The sequence below is a fragment of the Nostoc sp. ChiVER01 genome (genome assembly GCF_034531155.1).
Lineage (GTDB): Bacteria > Cyanobacteriota > Cyanobacteriia > Cyanobacteriales > Nostocaceae > Nostoc.
This window is the reverse complement of the sequence record NZ_JAVRBS010000020.1, coordinates 1-17,668: the sequence shown is the minus strand read 5'-3', so window position 1 is coordinate 17,668 and position 17,668 is coordinate 1. Positions and strand designations below refer to the sequence as shown.

The 17,668-nt window shown below is 41.4% G+C and carries 13 protein-coding genes and 2 pseudogenes; 9 read left to right on the top strand and 6 right to left on the bottom strand.

Annotation, left to right across the window (positions count from 1 at the left end; translation table 11 throughout):
* Positions 1-1,147: 1,147 nt before the first annotated feature.
* The 4 genes from RMY00_RS23510 to aroF all read right to left on the bottom strand — a co-directional run bounded on the left by RMY00_RS23510 (position 1,148) and on the right by aroF (position 7,431).
* Positions 1,148-1,357 (bottom strand): hypothetical protein, encoded by a 210-nt coding sequence (locus tag RMY00_RS23510; RefSeq protein ID WP_322649849.1) that lies wholly within the window; start codon positions 1,355-1,357, stop codon positions 1,148-1,150.
* An 84-nt stretch (positions 1,358-1,441) separates the two neighbouring features.
* Positions 1,442-4,705, bottom strand: a complete 3,264-nt coding sequence (locus RMY00_RS23505; RefSeq protein ID WP_322649848.1) for an efflux RND transporter permease subunit — start codon at positions 4,703-4,705, stop codon at positions 1,442-1,444.
* Positions 4,706-4,744: 39 nt separating this feature from the next.
* Positions 4,745-6,244 (bottom strand): efflux RND transporter periplasmic adaptor subunit, encoded by a 1,500-nt coding sequence (locus tag RMY00_RS23500; RefSeq protein WP_322649847.1) that lies wholly within the window; start codon positions 6,242-6,244, stop codon positions 4,745-4,747.
* A gap of 314 nt (positions 6,245-6,558) precedes the next feature.
* Positions 6,559-7,431 carry a 3-deoxy-7-phosphoheptulonate synthase gene (gene aroF, locus RMY00_RS23495; protein WP_322649846.1) on the bottom strand — a complete coding sequence of 291 codons (873 nt, stop codon included), beginning with the start codon at positions 7,429-7,431 and terminating at the stop codon, positions 6,559-6,561.
* An 891-nt stretch (positions 7,432-8,322) separates the two neighbouring features.
* Between aroF and RMY00_RS23490 the strand changes: the two genes are divergently transcribed.
* The 5 genes from RMY00_RS23490 (at position 8,323) to RMY00_RS23470 (ending at position 12,846) form a co-directional block, all read left to right on the top strand.
* Positions 8,323-8,817, top strand: a complete 495-nt coding sequence (locus RMY00_RS23490; RefSeq protein WP_322649845.1) for a hypothetical protein — start codon at positions 8,323-8,325, stop codon at positions 8,815-8,817.
* A 233-nt stretch (positions 8,818-9,050) separates the two neighbouring features.
* Entirely contained in the window at positions 9,051-9,749 is a 699-nt protein-coding gene (locus RMY00_RS23485; protein WP_322649844.1) for a pentapeptide repeat-containing protein, read from the top strand.
* Between the two features lie 477 nt (positions 9,750-10,226).
* A complete protein-coding gene (locus RMY00_RS23480; protein ID WP_322649843.1) occupies positions 10,227-11,084 on the top strand; it encodes a DUF72 domain-containing protein in 858 nt (285 codons plus the stop codon).
* 298 nt (positions 11,085-11,382) lie between these two features.
* Positions 11,383-11,823 (top strand): hypothetical protein, encoded by a 441-nt coding sequence (locus RMY00_RS23475; RefSeq protein ID WP_322649842.1) that lies wholly within the window; start codon positions 11,383-11,385, stop codon positions 11,821-11,823.
* Between the two features lie 255 nt (positions 11,824-12,078).
* Positions 12,079-12,846: a hypothetical protein gene (locus tag RMY00_RS23470; protein ID WP_322649841.1), complete on the top strand. Its 768-nt coding sequence runs from the start codon at positions 12,079-12,081 to the stop codon at positions 12,844-12,846.
* Between the two features lie 26 nt (positions 12,847-12,872).
* Here the strand turns inward: RMY00_RS23470 and RMY00_RS23465 are convergent.
* Positions 12,873-13,371: pseudogene (locus RMY00_RS23465) on the bottom strand (ISKra4 family transposase); the annotation flags it as partial.
* A 79-nt stretch (positions 13,372-13,450) separates the two neighbouring features.
* On the opposite strand from RMY00_RS23465, the gene RMY00_RS23460 reads away from it, so the two are divergent.
* A complete protein-coding gene (locus RMY00_RS23460) occupies positions 13,451-14,101 on the top strand; it encodes a hypothetical protein (RefSeq protein ID WP_322649840.1) in 651 nt (216 codons plus the stop codon).
* A gap of 98 nt (positions 14,102-14,199) precedes the next feature.
* On the opposite strand, the gene RMY00_RS23455 is transcribed toward RMY00_RS23460, so the two are convergent.
* A complete protein-coding gene (locus tag RMY00_RS23455) occupies positions 14,200-14,499 on the bottom strand; it encodes a hypothetical protein (protein ID WP_322649839.1) in 300 nt (99 codons plus the stop codon).
* Positions 14,500-15,104: 605 nt separating this feature from the next.
* On the opposite strand from RMY00_RS23455, the gene RMY00_RS23450 reads away from it, so the two are divergent.
* The 3 genes and pseudogenes from RMY00_RS23450 to RMY00_RS23440 all read left to right on the top strand — a co-directional run.
* Positions 15,105-16,373 (top strand): bifunctional sterol desaturase/short chain dehydrogenase, encoded by a 1,269-nt coding sequence (locus RMY00_RS23450; RefSeq protein ID WP_322649838.1) that lies wholly within the window; start codon positions 15,105-15,107, stop codon positions 16,371-16,373.
* Positions 16,374-16,533: 160 nt separating this feature from the next.
* Positions 16,534-16,899 (top strand): DUF4277 domain-containing protein, encoded by a 366-nt coding sequence (locus tag RMY00_RS36235; RefSeq protein WP_416212095.1) that lies wholly within the window; start codon positions 16,534-16,536, stop codon positions 16,897-16,899.
* 53 nt (positions 16,900-16,952) lie between these two features.
* Positions 16,953-17,543: pseudogene (locus RMY00_RS23440) on the top strand (IS1634 family transposase); the annotation flags it as partial.
* Positions 17,544-17,668 lie beyond the last annotated feature (125 nt).

Sequence of the window (17,668 nt, the reverse complement as noted above, 5' to 3'; positions counted from 1 at the left end):
CAGCATTGTCAGTTGTTGTAACGGAATCCCAAATGGTTGCTCAAGCCTGAAGAGTGGTTGCAGCAGAAATTCAAATAAACGCAGATTCATTCCCTCAACCACACAACCAACCAAATTGCAATCCACTCTAAATGGTCACTGTAATTTCTCTGATTTTGCTAATGTCAAGTCGCTAAGAACTTCTATAGCGCTTCTTGTTTCGTGATTGATGCAGCAGGATGAATTTCAGCCCAAAAGTTACAGCTACAGGTGCAATACTATGATGCTTGCACAGGCAACCTCTAACACTCTGGCTAAGATAATATCTTAGTGAGTTTTGACAGTATGGTTAAATTTCTAAAAGTGAAACAACACCATATTGCTTGAAGTTTTCCTTCCAAAATCAGCAACTGCTTTAACTTAGTTCGCGGTTAAAATTGTTTGCCCCCGCAAGAATAAGTTCGTAAATATTCTGTATTTCTATTGATTTGTCAGGCTGTACTAAGAGTCTTTCTTCCCAGACTCCAAGAGTAATCGCCTTTGGTGGGTAATGCTCTAGCTAGGTTAGCCAACTCTAATTGGCTTATACCCAGATAAATTTCGATTGACTTCAAGTTCTTACAAAGGCTACTATCCTACTCAATCTAGTTTTAGATTTTAGTGAAAAAAAGATGTAGCGAAGTAAAGTGGACTTACCAGAGCAAAAAAACTTTCTTGAGCTTGCCTCAAAGTTTCTTGAAGTCTTTTGTGCTTTTCTTTTTTGATTCCTATAAAAACCATAACATACATCTCACTAATTTATTTGTCGAATCTCAAATTATTTATCTATTTGTCAGAGCAATATCCTTATGAGCTTTAGTAGCCATAAGTTAGGCGTTAATAGGTTGCTAGTTAGTGAAATTATTTATCATAGCTAATTTGTGCAGTTAGATACTTTTGGGTATTTTATAAAAGTAATTAAAGTTAATGTTTGACAAAGAAAACAATCTTTCTTATTTTTGCGATTAAAAATTTTGTCATAGAAGTAGATTAAATAAATTTTGCGATCGCACCATACACCCAACCCAAGCGATCGCAATCATAGGAAAGTTAAACAAGGTGAATTATCACAAATAATCATAATACATAAAAAACTCCCTTTTAAATGAAGAGAGTCAAAAGTTACTGATTAAAAATTAACTTCTGCTTTAACGTTTCGGTGTTTCGCGCAGTCTGTAGCAGCTTCCGCTTTCCCTGTAGGAACTTCTGCTTTAACGTTTCGGTGTTTCGCGCAGTCTGTAGCAACTTCCGCTTTCCCTGTAGGAACTTCTGCTTTAACGTTTCGGTGTTTCGCGCAGTCTGTAGCAACTTCCGCTTTGAGGATAGCTACGAGTATCAAATGGCTGAAGGAATTCGTAAAATCGATGTCTACGACGGGCTATGCCTACGCAAACACAGGTTCTAATGTTCAGCCGGGGGAGTTTCAAATTGGCTGTTTGCGCCAATTGCGTTTTTTAAGCTTTGTTTGCCAAGACTCCATGTAAGTGTAGAAAACGGGCGTTAAATAAAGTGTGAGAAACTGCGAGAACACTAACCCCCCAACTACTGCTAAACCAAGGGGACGGCGTGTATCTGCTCCGGCTCCTAAACCGAGGGCGATGGGTAGTGTACCCATAAGTGCTGCCATTGTCGTCATCATAATTGGACGGAATCTCACTAAGCAGGCTTCATAGATAGCTTCATAAGGGGTTTTGCCATTTTGACGGGCAATAATTGCAAAGTCAACCATCATGATCCCGTTTTTCTTCACAATACCAACCAGCAGGATAATACCCACGAAAGCGTAAATATTCAAGTCAACTTGAAACAGCAACAGCGTCAGCAGTGCCCCAAATCCAGCAGAGGGTAAGCTAGAAAGAATTGTCAAGGGGTGAATGAAGTTTTCGTAGAGAATCCCCAACACAATATAAATCACGAAAATGGCAACCAGTAGTAGCAATCCTAAGCCCTGAATCGATGACTGGAACGCCTGCGCTGAACCTTGGAAGCCTGTACTGATAGTAGGTGGCAGTGTTTGACGGGCGAGTTGCTCAATTTTCCCAGTGACGTTACCGAGTGATACTCCTGGCTTTAGGTTAAAGGAAAATGTGACAGATGCCAGTTGTCCTTTGTGGTTGATAGTCAAGGGGCCCACATCTTTGCTCAAGGTTGCTACAGCGTTGAGAGGTACAAGTTGTCCACTGGGGGCGCGAACTGAGAGTAAATCTAGGGCGTTGGCATTTTGCTGATATTTTGGTTCTACGCCCATAATTACTTGATACTGGCTATCGGGAGCGTAGATGGTGGAAACTTGGCGAGTACCATAAGCATTACTCAGAGCAGTTTCGATTTGATTAACCGTCAAACCTAAAGCTGAAGCTTGATCGCGGTTAATGTCTACTTTTACTTGCGGATTCTTGATTTGCAAATCGCTGTTGACATCTTGTAAATCTGAGAGCGCTCGCAATTTCTCTTCTAAAGCTGGAGCGTACTGGTAAAGTTCCTGAATATTGGGAGTTTGTAGAGTAAATTGATACTGCGCTTTTGTTTGTTGTCCACCCACATTAATCGCTGGGGGATTTTGTAAAAATACCTTAATTCCAGGCACAGCTGACAACTTTGGTCGGAGTTCCTGTACAACTTGATCAGCACTGAGATGGCGCTCATGGCGGGGCTTGAGTTCGATTAAAATTCTGCCAGCGTTGGCGGAAGCATTTGGCCCGCCAGCCCCGACGCTGGAGTTAATAGAATCGACATTCGGATCGCGGTAAGCGATCGCAGCTACAGCCTGTTGATGTTTTACCATCTCATCAAAGGATATATCTTCTGATGCCTGAGTAGTTGCAGTAATTTGTCCAACATCTGCGTTGGGAACGAAGCCTTTCGGCACAACTATAAATAGATACACTGTCGCTACAAGAATCGCTCCGGAAATCACCATTGTTGTACGGTGATACTTGAGTGATTTCTTCAAACTCCAATCGTATCCGCTCAATATCACATTAAAAATGTTTTCCGAAAAATTGTAGAGACGACGGTTGAAGTTTTGGATTTTAGATTTTGGATTTTGAATTTTGGATTGGGAATTAAGAATTTCTCCCTCATCCCCCCCTGCTTCCTCTGCTTCCCTTGCTCCCTCATGATGAGGTGGACTTAAGAATCTCGAACACAGCATTGGCGTTAAGCTGAGGGAAATTACGCCAGAAACTAAGATGGCAACGCTGATAGTGACGGCAAACTCACGGAATAATCTCCCCAGAATGCCTTCCATAAACAGTATCGGGATAAATACTGCTACTAAGGAGATGGTCATAGATAAAATTGTGAAACCAATCTCTTTAGAACCATTTAGGGCTGCTTCCATGCGGCTTTCGCCCATTTCCATGTGGCGAACAATATTCTCCAGCATGACTACGGCATCATCTACCACGAAACCGACTGAAAGGGTTAACGCCATCAGTGATAGGTTATCGAGGGAAAAGCCCAGTAGCACCATGACCCCAAAGGTCGCTACTATCGAAAGCGGTACTGCCAAACTAGGGATGACTGTAGCAGAGATATTGCGAAGGAATAGAAAAATTACTAGCACCACCAGGGCGATGGTGAGTAACAGCGTGAATTGTACATCATCCACTGACTCCCGAATTGATTGGGAGCGATCATAAAGAATATCCATGTTCACAGCCGCCGGAATCTGTGTGCGGAAGGTGGGTAGGATTTTCTTGATTGCATCCACTACTTGAACCGTATTAGTTCCCGGTTGGCGCTGAATTGCTAAAACGATCGCCCGCACGCCAGAATTTTGGATTTTGGATTGGGACTTCTCCCCTGCTCCCCTGCTCCCCTGCTCCCCTGCTCCTTTACTCTCTTTCTTGACAGGAAAATACCAACTCGCAATCTTATCATTTTCCACGCTGTCCAGAACTTGACCTAGTTCACCTAGCTGCACTGGTGCGCCGTTTTGATAAGCCACATTTAGGGAACGATAGCTGGCGGCATCGTTGAGTTGACCGTTTGCTTGGATGGTAGAATTCTGCTGTTGACCGTAAAGTGTACCAGTAGGGAGATTGACGTTTCCGTTAGCGATCGCATCAGCTACTTCATCAATTCCTATTCCTTTGACACTCAGCGATTCCGGATCGACCTGAATTCGTACCGCATACTTTTGGGAGCCGTACACCTGCACTTGCGCCACTCCATCTACCATTGATAGACGTTGTGCCAGCAATGTCTCAGCATACTTGTCTACAGTTGACAGGGGCAGAATAGACGAATTCAGGGATATATAGAGAACTGGCTGATCCGCCGGATTTACCTTTCGGTAAGATGGCGGATTAGGCATATTAGTAGGTAACTGCTTTGCTGCCTTAGAAATAGCAGATTGCACATCTTGGGCTGCTCCGTCGATATCCCGATTTAGGTCAAATTGCAGCGTAATCTGTGCGCTACCCAAAGAGCTAGTAGAGTTCATCGAACTCACTCCCGCAATGCTAGAAAACTGCTGCTCTAAAGGAGTTGCTACTGAGGAAGCCATCGTTTCTGGGCTAGCTCCGGGCAGGTTCGCTGTTACCTGGAGTGTTGGATAATCCACATTAGGCAGGTCGCTAACAGGTAGCTGTTGGTAACTGATCAGCCCAAATATCAAAATGCCAACCATAACTAAGGTTGTCATGATTGGACGCCGGATAAATAACTCAGAAATGTTCATCGCGTTCCCTTCAATAAGTGAGGAGTTAGAAGTTAAAAGTTAGGAGTTAGGAGTTATGAGTTTACCTTTGTCCCCCTGCTCCCCTGCCCCCCCTACTCCCCCTGCCCCTCTGCTTCCTACTTCCGGTTTCACTTGGACTGTGGCACCAGGTACTAAGTTGAATTGTCCATCAGTGACTACTTGCTCGCCTGGTTTCAACCCTTGCTTAATTACCGTTTCGTTCCCAACGGTGTCACCTACCGTAATTGGACGCATTTCTGCTGTTTTATCAGGTTTTACTACATAAACAAACTGCCCCTTTTGTCCGCTCTGTATCGCTTGGGAAGGAACAGTAATGGCATTCGGTTCTTCACTCAGTTTGAGTACTACATTGACAAACTGCCCCGGAAACAGGCGCTCCTCAGTGTTGGCAAAAGTACCCTTAAGTTGAATTGTGCCTGTTTGGGTATTGACTCCACTATCAACAAAGGTGAGTTCGCCTCGTACCGGATGCCCTGCATCTTTAGCAGGTAAAGCATCAACTGCTAATTTGCCGTTATTAGCACTGTATTTTTTGATGTCTGGCAGCAGTCGTTGAGGAATGGAAAAGTTGACGTAAATGGGGCGAATTTGGCTGATTGTAATTAGCGGATCGGTGGCATTCGCCTGTACTAAGTTGCCTTGATTTAACTTTAGGCTACCTGTGCGCCCGGCAATTGGCGAGTAGATAGAACTGTAAGAAAGCTGAACTTTAGCATTAGCGATCGCAGCTTCATCTGCCACTACCACCGCCTGAGCATTTTGGACATCTGCTTGGGCTGCCGCCACTGCTGCTTGAGCATTTGCCACTCCACCTTGATCTGCTTTCACTGTCGCCTGTTGAGCATTAGCAGTAGTCTGATACTGTTCGGCCTGTTCTTTACTGATTGCCCCTTGCTTGAGCAAAGTAGCATAACGTCGAGCCTGCACATTTGCATTTGTTGCCTGAGACTTATCCTTTACAACGTTCGCTTTTGCTTGGTTCACTTGAGCGATCGCTTGTAGCACATTTGCCTGTGCCTGTTTCACCTGAGCTAAATCTTTGGCTTTGGCAGCATTCGCTTGCATCAATGCAGCTTGTAGAGGGCGGGAATCAATTTTAAATAACAAGTCTCCTTTCTTAACGTTCTGTCCTTGCTGAAAATAGACTCCCGTAAGTTGTCCACCCACCTGAGACTTGACAGATACTGTAGAATATGCTTCTACTGTTCCCGTAGCCGATAGCTGTATTGGAATCGTTTTTTGAGCCGCAGTAGCAACCACCACTGGCACGGCTCGTTTTTTTCCTGCTTCTTTTCCACTTGATTCGGCTTCAGAAGCATTACAGGCGCTACACAAGTAGGCCAGGCTTAAGATAAGTAGTGATAATCGCGCTTTTTGAATAAGGCTCTGAAAACGAGGAAAAATTTGATCAGGCAAAGACGAAGGCTTTATCGTCTGAACAGGGGCTAAACAGCGCATATCAACAATTCTGGGGGAAAGGGGGAAAGTACAGACAGGTACTAGCTTGTCATTAGACATCGCATTTTCCGCAAAATGATTGGTTGCGATTAATTCTAATTAGGAAAGCATAATATTAGTTAAACTAAACATTAGCGTACTAATATTATGCTTTTTCCGCCTACCCCCTTAGGAGAGAAATTGTTATTAAACTCTTGTGACTTTTGTACTAAGTTATTGTGACTTTATTCATATATGGGGCTGTGTCGCAAAAATGTTTAAGAATAAATAGAATAGCCTAAGCACCTTTATTTTACGAAGGCGATTGCTGTTTGTCTTTAAGCCAAAAGAAATCTTTGGATTGAGATATACAAGCGCTCGCCCTCAACTGAAATTTAAGCAGCACAAAAAATCGGGGCAGGTTCCAAACCCGCCCCGATCGCTTCTGATATACTGCGCCCAACGGCTGTAGCTACAGGCTTTAAACTATCAACTAAATGCACCATATCTTCTAAAGAAAGAGCTTGACGAGCATCAGAAACAGATTTTTCTGGTTCTGGATGACATTCAATAATTAATCCATCAGCACCACAAGCGATCGCAGCCCTAGCCACAGGTGCTACCAACTCACGTTTCCCAACAGCATGGGAAGGATCTACAATCACAGGCAGGTGAGTTATTTGCTTGAGTGCTGCCACTGCCCCTAAATCTAGAACGTTGCGGGTGTAATCATCGAAACTGCGGATACCTCTTTCGCACAACACCACATTAGGATTTCCGTGGCTGAGAATATATTCAGCAGCCATAACGAATTCTTCAATTGTTGCTGCTAACCCACGTTTGAGCAGTATTGGTTTACCAGCTTGTCCCAAAGCTTTGAGCAAGTCGAAGTTTTGCATATTGCGGCTACCAATCTGAAGCATATCAGCATGGGCAGCAACTACTTCAATTTGAGAAATTGACATAACTTCTGTGACAACTGGCATATTGTAATGCGATCGCACCCTTGCCAAAATTTCCAATCCTTCTTCTCCCATACCCTGAAAAGCATAGGGAGATGTGCGGGGTTTGTAGACACCGCCACGCAACCCTTGCACCGATGCACCAGATAGCTTTTGGGCGACTATTTCCATTTGTTCTAAACTTTCAACAGTGCAGGGACCACCAATAATTACCAGTTCTTCGCCCCCGAAAGCGACTTTTTTTGAGATTTTAACGATTGTTTGGTGGTTTGGATGAGATTGTGCGGCAAGTTTGGCGTTAATCATGGTTTCGTTCTCCTAAAAATTGAGTATTGGGCACTATTTACGGATAATAAAAAAGCCCGAAACCTTTGAAGAGTTCCGGGCGCGTTCTGAATCATCGACATGACGCTATTTACCCGGAACTTAGTCTGGGCCAATAAAAGCCATAAAACCAGCTATTCAAATAAGTCATGACGATGAAATTCTCCTTAAAACAACAAAAACCGCAGAGTTCGCTCTGCGGTTCACCGGGCAGTTTCCCTTAGGAAACTCAATTCACTCCCGGTGAACCACCCTAAACCAAAAATAAAAGTAGGAATTTGTGTGAAGCATTTGTGAGGTTTTTGCTGGTAACTTAATAAATATACCTATTTAAAGTAACATTAACAGGAACATCAGGCGGTGTCAATACCCCCACAAACCATAAAAAAGCGATAGACTCAGTACAAATGTGGGAGTAAATACTAGTAACGCTTGGCAAAATTCAAAATCACGCCCTGTTCTGATTGTGTAGTGAAGTGAAGTGCTAATTGCTTGTTTGCGTAGACAAAGAAAGCTGCTTGTTATTAGATATCACTTTAGTTAATAAGTTAACAAATTATTGTTGTGTGATGACTAATGGGTAGTGTAGATGAACAAAAATCAATGGTGAAAAATCTAAAAATTCAGAATCTAGCGATTCCCTAAAAGAATATAATACAGCCAAATCAAGGTTATCAGAGAGAAATCTATACAGTGACTTCCGTCTCGGAGAAGTTTAAAAAGCCAGGATTGAGAAGTTAAAATATATAATTCTCCTGACTTGTTACCTCACCTTGCGAAAACTTATTACAGACAATTGACGATCGCCATACATTTTTCTTAACCCAAGTCCTCATTGACTAGATCAACTTTTTAGGATCATTCACTTTGATTATGCCCAGTTCCAAAATCTTAGCCCAATCTTTCGACTATTATGGAGTTTACCCCTGCCCAGTCTGTCGGATAGGTAAGATTTCTCACATGCCAATGATGGAAGCTATGGCTTGTGACTTTTGCCAAGAGATTTTTACAGTCAACTTAGAACTAGAGCAAATCAAGATGCCTTCTAGACAACCACCCTTAATTTGGCGTTGGAATGGGTTTAGTTGGACAGAAGGTCAGTTGGAAGGCGTGGAATTAGGTTGGGGTTATGGACTAGCAGCAGCAATTTTTGTAATTCTTCCCACTACTCTAATTGGCATAGTAGCTTACTATTTCCCTGCTAATCTCAAAGAACCCATAACCTGGACGCCATATATTTGGACGATATTAACTTTCTTATCACATTTATCAATTATTGTTTGGATTGTGATTGAAATTTATCAGATTCCAGTTGCAGCATATTTGAGAGCGATCGCTCGATGGAGAAATGGGGAGATGGGAAGATGAGGGAGCAGAGGGAGCAGGGGAGACAAGGGGACAAGGGGACAAAGGGGACAAAGAGACAAGGTTACTTAAATCAGAACTTGCAACAAGTGTTTCCCCTTGTCCCCAATTCTCCTTGTCCCCAAGTCCTCTTTCCCATGCCCAATGCCCAATCCCCTATGCCCAATGACATAATGATGCAGCGAATAAATGGCTCCATCACTCATAATTAAGTTGATTGTCCACCAAAATATCGTATGAGCGATCTGGAGCACTACTATAGAATTTTGGAATTAGAGCCTGGAGCAACACTTGAAGAAGTGAACCAGGCTTACAAAGATTTAGTCTTTGTTTGGCATCCCGATCGCATTCCTAAAGACAATCTCCGTTTACAGCAGAAAGCACAAGACAAGCTGAAAGCCATAAATGAAGCTCGTGAAAAGTTGCGCTCTCTAAAAACCAAACATCAAACCACACATCACTCACCGCCACCTCAATGGGAAAAACCATCTCAAACAACCCAGAAACCATACTCACCGCCAGCTCAACAGGAAAAACCAGCTCAAACGACCCAAAAACCACCAAGGCAAAACTCAGACTTGAGTGGTAAAGACTACAGTCGGGCAAATTTGAGCAATAAAGACTTATCTGGCAGAAATTTGAGTTATGCCAATTTGAGCGGCGCTAATCTTAGCGATACTTTTATGCACAAAGTCAACCTCAGAGGAGCGAATTTATCTGAAGCAAATTTATTTCGGGCAAACCTACTTTTAGCGGATCTCAGGGAGGCAAATTTACGCGCTGCTAATTTAATTGGAGCGGATCTCAGTGGGGCCGACTTGCGAGGAGCCGACTTAACAGGAGCGCGGATTCGTTCTGGTGAGCGCCTTTTAGTTAAACTAGTTGGTACTAACTTAGCAGGGGCGATTATGCCTGATGGTTCAATTTATCAGTAGCTGAGGCTGCGCTATGATACAGAAAATATGAATTATTCAAATGAACAAGCATTAAAGCATATTGCTTTTTCAATATGCTTTAATGCTTGTCCAAAACACCAAAATAAATGAGTATAAAAGTTAAGCAACAGATTTACAACTGCTGCAAAATATCGCCTTGACCATTTGCATTAAGCCCATTAAGTGTATCCAATGGTGTGCAAATGGCTTTTGCCTGTCCCTGGAATTTTATTGGATTTTAATATAAGTCTAAAATAATTAATCTAAGTATACATTTACTGCTTAGTTTGGATTTTAATATAAAGTCTAAAATAAATAAACTGAGATTTGCTTGCTGAATCTACTGAAATGAGAAAGCAGTTTGTAATTTTAATGATCAGCAGTATCCTTCAAAAAGTTGGAAATCTAACCTAGCTTGATCCATCCCTACAACCTGCCTGTAAAATTGAATATGATACATCAAGGCTTTTAGGCACTGTGAACTTTTTTATCGGTTGTGCTGTTTGGGCATATAAAGGTTGGGTGGGCGAACTCTATCCCCAAGGCACTCGCACTGCCGATTTTCTCCATCTCTACAGTCGTCGCTTCACCACTGTAGAAGGTAACACCACCTTTTATGCCGTGCCTAACCAAGAAACTGTAACCCGTTGGGGTGCCGAAACACCAGCAGGTTTTGAATTTTGCCTGAAATTACCACGAGATATTACCCATCAAGGATTGCTGAAACCTTATATTCCAGCTGCATTAAAATTTCTGGAAGGGATGCGTCCTTTAGGTAAGCGTCTTGGCCCGATATTTGCCCAGTTGCCACCCAGTTACGCACCTACATTGCTTGATGATTTGACTAACTTTCTGGAAGCTTGGCCACGTATAGAAGCACCCCTAGCGTTAGAAGTTCGGCATCCCGACTGGTTTAGAGAACCCCGTGCAAGTAATTTGACGACACTTTTAGAAAGACTCGGTGTAGGACGGGTATTGTTAGACTCGCGCCCCATTTATACTGGAGATGATGACCCCCAGTTACAATCAGAACGACGTAAACCAAAATTACCTTTGCAATTGAGTGTGACAGCACCTTTTACTCTGATTCGATTTATTTCGCATCCAAATTTATCAGTGAATCAGCCGTTTATGGAAGAGTGGGTGAGACAGATTCAGCAATGGTTGCAAATGGGAGTGCGAATTTATTTCTTTGTTCATTGTCCAATAGAAGCGCGATCGCCCAGCACAGCCCGTCACTTCCAACAGCTATTAGAACAGAGTCACACACCAATTCCACCCCTACCTTGGAATAACCTTGAGCATTCCCCCAATCAACTCAGTTTATGGTCTTGAAAAGCAGGATGCAAGAAGTAGAGGAACTAAGCCCACAGAAGGAGATTTCTAATTTTTTAACTTTTACAAAATATCTCACGTTTAGTAATTAAAAAAAGAGCGATAATTAGTGTTACGATACTTTCTTGTTAAAGTTTGATATTCCTTTCTGCTTGACAAAAGGTATAATAGCCCTATTTGTTAAATGGCAATGAGGTTTTAGGTGATACATAAGTAGATTTAACAGAAAAGTATTGAATTTTAATGTAAATGTGATCTTAGCGAATTTTTTGAGGCAGTTACACCAAAGGAGGTTGAAATGAGTCGTCTTCTTTATGAAAATTCAGTCTCTTACAAAGGATATCTCATCATTCCATTTGTTTTTGGAAAGCTTGATAATTACGAGATTTATTCGTATAAATTGCTATCAGACGTTGGACACACAAGCCAATTTCATAAAGCAGAAAATCCAGCAGAAATTTATGGAATTAACGTTAGTAATATCATTGATATTGCTAAAGAACATATTGATAAAAATTCAGAGTTTGTTAGCCAGAAGGATAATTTTAAGTCTCGCTACATTTACCGAAACAATTTGATAATTATTTCCCAAGAAGGTGACAAATATTTTTATGATCATTATCCACCAGAGTTATTGAATAATATCGCAGCTCCAAAATTATTCCAATCCGAATATGAATGCCTGAGTTGGATTAAGCAAGGACTTAATGGGGAACATGTGCGGCAAAGAGCCATTTAAATAAGGCAGGAGTTAGCCCTTAAAACAAACTTAATTCTGGTTTTAAAAACTAACTTCTGTACTTAACTAAGTTAAAATATGCTATGTATTGTGCATTTGTGCCAGAAGCAGCACGAGCCGAAGTCATTCGCCCCAGACGTTGACAATTAAGTATTTATACTGCTGCGATGGACTCCGGCTCGATAAAAGCTTGCTTTCCGCGTCCTTTCTTCCCAGGTGAACCAAATCAAGTAAAGAAGGCAACAGGCATTGTAAATGTTAGATGGATGGGAGGGGAAGGCGGATAAGCTGCAACGCCGATTACAGTTAGAGATGGAAGAATGGAAGCTTACCAACTCAGATGGAACCTTTAACGAAAGCAGGTATCGTGAAATTTTAGTTGACCAGAAGCTTAAACCAGACTTAAAAGTAGTGAATAGTACTACAGTTTCGAGTGGTCAACTACCGCCTAAGCCTGAACTATCTTTAATGGAAGTCTGGAATATCTATTGTGAATACAGGAAACATGATCTAAGAGAAAGTACTTTTGTAAGCACTTATCAAGGACAGTATAAAAACTTTCTTAAATCAGCGATAGAAGCCACTAAATCAGAAGATGCATTAAAAATTAGAAATTGGTTAGTTGAGAATAGAAATCCAAAACACGTAAGACAGCTACTTTCTAATCTCTCGAAAGCTTACCGAATGGGAATAAAAAATAAATTATTAACTCATAATCCTTTTGAAGGTATGGCGGAGGAGATAACCACTAAAGGAACTAAAGGTAAAACTCAGAATGAAGTAGAAACGGAAAACGATGATGATGTATTGGATAGAGCAAAAGCCTATACTTGGGACGAGAGAGAAATAATTCTTGATTATATAAAAAACAATTGTCCTCACTGGTATTTTTTCACTAGTTTTAAATTCCTTACTGGATGCCGAACAGGTGAAGCAATAGCTTTTATGTGGTGCGATATTGAATGGGAAAAAGAACGAATTTTAATTAGAAGAACGTATGATGTAACAACCAAAAAATTCTAGGGAGCATCCAGTTTTGGCAGAAAGACTCAAATTGCAAGCAACCCATTGAGATAAGCGTAAGCGTTCAGAAAGAATTTGGTTAACACTTTCAACATTCCACTGTGCGCCGGAGATTTTAATCCTTGCTCCAATCTGTTTAATAGCAGATTCGACAGATCCAGAACCAATAGAACACAGTTGTTCAGCTTGGTAATAGCTGTAGTTAATAATGCGAGTGCGATGTTTTTCGAGATAAGCCATAAACTTCTTAGCTTGTTTGCCTCGGCAATTGTTAAATAAAACCTGAACTGGCTCTATCCGACCTTGCCACAATAAGCTCTCAGCAGCTTTTAGACGCTTTAAAGAACCACCAATTTTATAAAGATTCTCCTTGAGGTGATACCAATCTAGAATTTCTAAACGTTCAAATTTTTCAGTTCCAAACTCTTTGACTAAATTCCACACGCCATCATGACCATCTCCTAAGCAGACAAGTGGGTTAACCAAATGTTGGCTATTGACATAATCAACTAACGATTGGTTTTCTCTTGGTTCATAGGAGCGCGATCGCACAGGGTTATTTCCCTTTACATTTTCCCATAAATGGTAAATCTTCCAAAACTGGATGCTCCCGTATGGTAGTTACTATCAGCGTTGCTTGGATGCCGGAAAAATACCAAAATCCAACACTGAATTCTCGCGCCACCTAGTAGATTTGTGCAATAACATTCTAAGTTGGAAAGAAGTCACCAAAAGCAAGACTAGTCAGAATAATCAAATAGTAGGACTAAAGCTTCGTCGAAAGGAAGCAGACGACCACATCCCCACACTCGAAGAAAAATACGCAGAGGAATTAGACGACTTGCCCTCCATACCCTCCACTATCGAGTCGCAGCAAGCTTTTCAACCCTCCACAATACCCTCCACAACAGCTAGTGGAGATGAGCTAATTAGTAATCCAGCAACATTTACTAAAAGTGGAGGGCAAATGGAGGATGGTATGGAGGGTACAGTGGAGGGTTTAAACCCTTACCAGGGAAGGATAGTGGAGGGTATGGAGGGTAAAGGAGATATTTTAAATGAAATTTTCAATCAAGATGAGTATTTCAAGATTGGGGATGTCGTCTCTTATGTAGGCAAACGTTACGCCACTACATTAGGTGAACTGAAAATGGTAGTAGCCAGTATTAATGAACAGCAGTATTCTTGTAAAAAGCCTGACGGCTACTTTACTCCTTGGGTAGATGCTGAGGAGTTGGCGATCCACAGTGGCTAGACTAACTTCTCACTCCCATTACCCTGCCTAAAACGGTTTTTCAATTTTTTGAGTATTTTCCTTAAAAAATCGAGTGCAATTTTCAAAACGACTAGTATTCACACTAACTTTTCACCCGTCACCTGCATAGCTTGTTTCAAGTCTCTAATCAATTGGTCAACGTATTTGTAGCGTTCGCTAGGTTGACCGTTAGCTGATTTACCTTTTGATTCATCTACCTTTGATTGCCAGCTATCTAAGATGTGACCTACCATTTCTAACTCTCCTACTACTTCCTCAGCTTTCTCACCAAAGGCAGGAGGTAAGCGATATGTTTGGGTCTTCACTCCATCACCCCACTTACTTACTCTGCCAGCGCCGCTACGCTTGCCACCATGTGTATGCTTCAGCTTTACCACTTCACAACCTGGGTTAGCTTCTATTGCTTATTCTCTAACCTCATCTACTGAACCAGCGTGTAGCTGCATTAGTACCATATCATCTGTAGTAGAATCTTTTAGCTCTACCAAGTATTTAGTCATATCGCTTGCTCTGTCTAACTTATATCATCTTAACTTGAAAACGTAACATAATTAAAACTTGATTACGTAACAGCTAGAAACATGAGAGACAGGGCAATGGCAAGTGTTATTTATCTCATTCAAAGACCCTTTAACCCTTACCAAACAAGGAATAGAAGAATATACTATCAACTGTCTATAAGTGGCTTATAGGTCAAAATAGGCTGTAATGCTTGTACACTAAGAGGTCATTAGTTGCTTAGTAAATTGCTTAATAAGTTCAGGTATAAGGTAGGGTAAGACAGATAGGTTTAAAAAATGAGCATTCATTGAGCATCTATTTGGAGCATTAATTTATACCAAAAATAGTGATTATATTACTTATAATAAGGCTTTTGAACATCTTTTGAGCATTTTAATACAAAGAACGCCTAGAAAGGCTTATCTTACGTTGTTTGCTTCATTCCATGAAGAATGATTAAGAAAAACGAGTATAGACAAATATGATAAAAATGCTAGCTGAAAACTTGATTGGAATTGAGACAAAATTACAAATTAATTGGGTTTGGCTAAATGCCAGCTTGCAGTTTGTTATTTGGGGACTTTTTTCACTTTTACTCGCTGAGGTGTTGAGAGACAGCTACCATGCTTTGTGTCACCAAGTCAATTGGCTTGCTAAATGGCACAACAAGCACCACATGGCTTATCGTCGTGATTTATCAATAGCTTCTCAGAAAGTTTACCAAGAATCCCAGCTCTATCACGACATTTTAGAGTCGAGTCTACTACTAGTGGTATTGGTAGTCATTGCCTTAATTGTCCAGCAAATGGGGTTATGGCTGGGAGTAGCTTATAGTTGCACGTTCTTGTATGGCGCGTCTGTAAGATATTTCCAGGGAAAAATTGATACAGACTACAACCACCTACCCGGCCCTTTAGAGACAATACCATCCATTTGGTGGGTGAATCGGTCTTACCATTGGCGGCATCATTTTGATGATGTCAACGCTTACTACAGTGGTGTCTTCCCCCTAGTGGATAAAATTATTGGTACAGGACTGTCTCTTAAAGGTAAAACCATCGCTTTAACCGGAGCATCAGGAGCGTTGGGACAAGCATTAGCAGCTGAACTTGTAAAGAATAATGCTAAAGTCGTGGCATTAACCACTAATCCAAAAAAATTAGTAGAGCAATTTGGGGTGAAGGTGGTTCCTTGGCAGTTGGGTAATGAAGCCAATTTGAAAGATAGTTTAGAGAAAGTAGATATTTTAATTATCAACCACGGAATCAATGTCTACGCCAGCCGCACATCGGAGGCTATCAATACCTCCTATGAAGTAAATACCTTTTCAGCCTTCCGGTTGATGGATATATTTTTGACAACTGTAACAGGCCCACAAGCAAAAGCAACCAAAGAAATCTGGGTAAACACTTCTGAGGCTGAGGTTTCCCCAGCACTAAGTCCGCTTTATGAACTCAGCAAGCGATCGCTAGGAGATATTGTTACCCTGAAACGTTTGGACGGGGATTGTGTAATTCGCAAGTTAATTCTTGGCCCATTTAAAAGTCAACTGAATCCTTATGGAGTCATGTCTGCACAACAAGTTGCTCGTGCTATTTTATTTTTGGCTCGACGAGACTTCCGAAATATTATTGTGGCAATAAATCCTCTTACCTATCTCCTGTTTCCCTTAAAGGAAATTAGTACGTCGCTATACTATCGAGTCTTCAGCCGAACAGCGAAAAGTAAACAGGACTTACCCAAACAATAGCAGAAACTCTTATTTTTAGGCAGAGATAACTTATAAATCCCACATTCTGCAGGTGCGATCGTAAATGCTGTATTTTTAGAAATGACCTAAATGCTGCATTTTAGAAGCATGACAGCATCACCATTAGATATAAGAGTACAGGATATTGACCAAGTAAGGGATAGTCGCAGGCATATGTGACGAAATGGAACTAGTAGAGCAAATCAATCGGCTACTAGGAAGCCATCCGCAAGAAATAATTAGTGTAGGTCAAGTAGTAAAAGCTAGGACCAGCCCTTTCAAGGTGTCTGTTTTTAGGTATTATTTTTGGGATAGAATTTTAGCTGTAGAAACATGGGGTCGTCTGGAAGGACGAGTACGTTTTAGTATCCTTCTTGTCTTTTTTGGTGCGCGAGGGTGGGATGCAAAAAGAACTAAATTAACGCGAGCTGCCAAATCTCGAAGTATGTTGGTCAGTTCAATTAGATTCATTTGTGCAAAAACCTTCCATTCCTTTGGAGGAATTGCAATCATCATGCCACGATAAGTTCCACGAATTTCATCAACGAGATAATAGCTTGAAACTTCTTGTTGCCTTTACATCAGCTAGTTGATATCAAAGTAGTTGAGATTTTGCAGCACAAGGGACGTGGTAGACCGCGAAAGAATGCTGTTATATAAAAGTACTATCAACTTTGTGCAACACTTGCACCCAAACAAACTGCTATAGATGTTGAAGTCCAAAGAGCCAGTAGGTTCCTCCTAGCAACCAATGTTCTTGATGCTTCTGAGTTAAGTGATGATGATGTGTTAATTGAGTATAAGACACAGCAATCTACTGAACGCGGTTTTCGCTTTCTCAAAGACCCGCTATTCTTTACTTCCAGTGTCTTCCTCAACTCACCCAAACGGGTTGCTGCATCAGCCATGATTATGGGCTTGTGTTTGCTTGTTTATAGCTTGGGTCAAAGGGCATTGCGTCAAGCACTCGATAGAGCTAAAAAGACTATCGACGATCAGTTGGGTAAACCTACTGCTGCTCCGACTCTACGCTGGATCTTTCAATGTTTTATGTCGATTCACTTAGTTACTGTTGCCCAAAGCAAGCAAATTACTAATTTGACTTCCGAAAGACGCTGGATTCTCAACTTTTTTGGTGCCCCCTGTCGAAAATATTATCTGCTTTACTAACTAACCTGCGGAATGTGGGATAAATTGCCGATGAGGCGGCGATATTTACGTTCATAACAAAGCAAAGCCTTGATGCAACAAAGCTATAACGGATTGAAAATTCACACTTCCCCCTTAATAATCGA

Coding starts and splice junctions, on each gene's coding strand:
- RMY00_RS23505 (WP_322649848.1), bottom strand. CDS start 4,705: ATGAACATTTCTGAGTTATTTATCCGGCGTCCAATCATGACAACCTTA.
- RMY00_RS23500 (WP_322649847.1), bottom strand. CDS start 6,244: ATGTCTAATGACAAGCTAGTACCTGTCTGTACTTTCCCCCTTTCCCCC.
- aroF (WP_322649846.1), bottom strand. CDS start 7,431: ATGATTAACGCCAAACTTGCCGCACAATCTCATCCAAACCACCAAACA.
- RMY00_RS23490 (WP_322649845.1), top strand. CDS start 8,323: ATGCCCAGTTCCAAAATCTTAGCCCAATCTTTCGACTATTATGGAGTT.
- RMY00_RS23485 (WP_322649844.1), top strand. CDS start 9,051: ATGAGCGATCTGGAGCACTACTATAGAATTTTGGAATTAGAGCCTGGA.
- RMY00_RS23475 (WP_322649842.1), top strand. CDS start 11,383: ATGAGTCGTCTTCTTTATGAAAATTCAGTCTCTTACAAAGGATATCTC.
- RMY00_RS23470 (WP_322649841.1), top strand. CDS start 12,079: ATGTTAGATGGATGGGAGGGGAAGGCGGATAAGCTGCAACGCCGATTA.
- RMY00_RS23460 (WP_322649840.1), top strand. CDS start 13,451: ATGCTCCCGTATGGTAGTTACTATCAGCGTTGCTTGGATGCCGGAAAA.
- RMY00_RS23450 (WP_322649838.1), top strand. CDS start 15,105: ATGATAAAAATGCTAGCTGAAAACTTGATTGGAATTGAGACAAAATTA.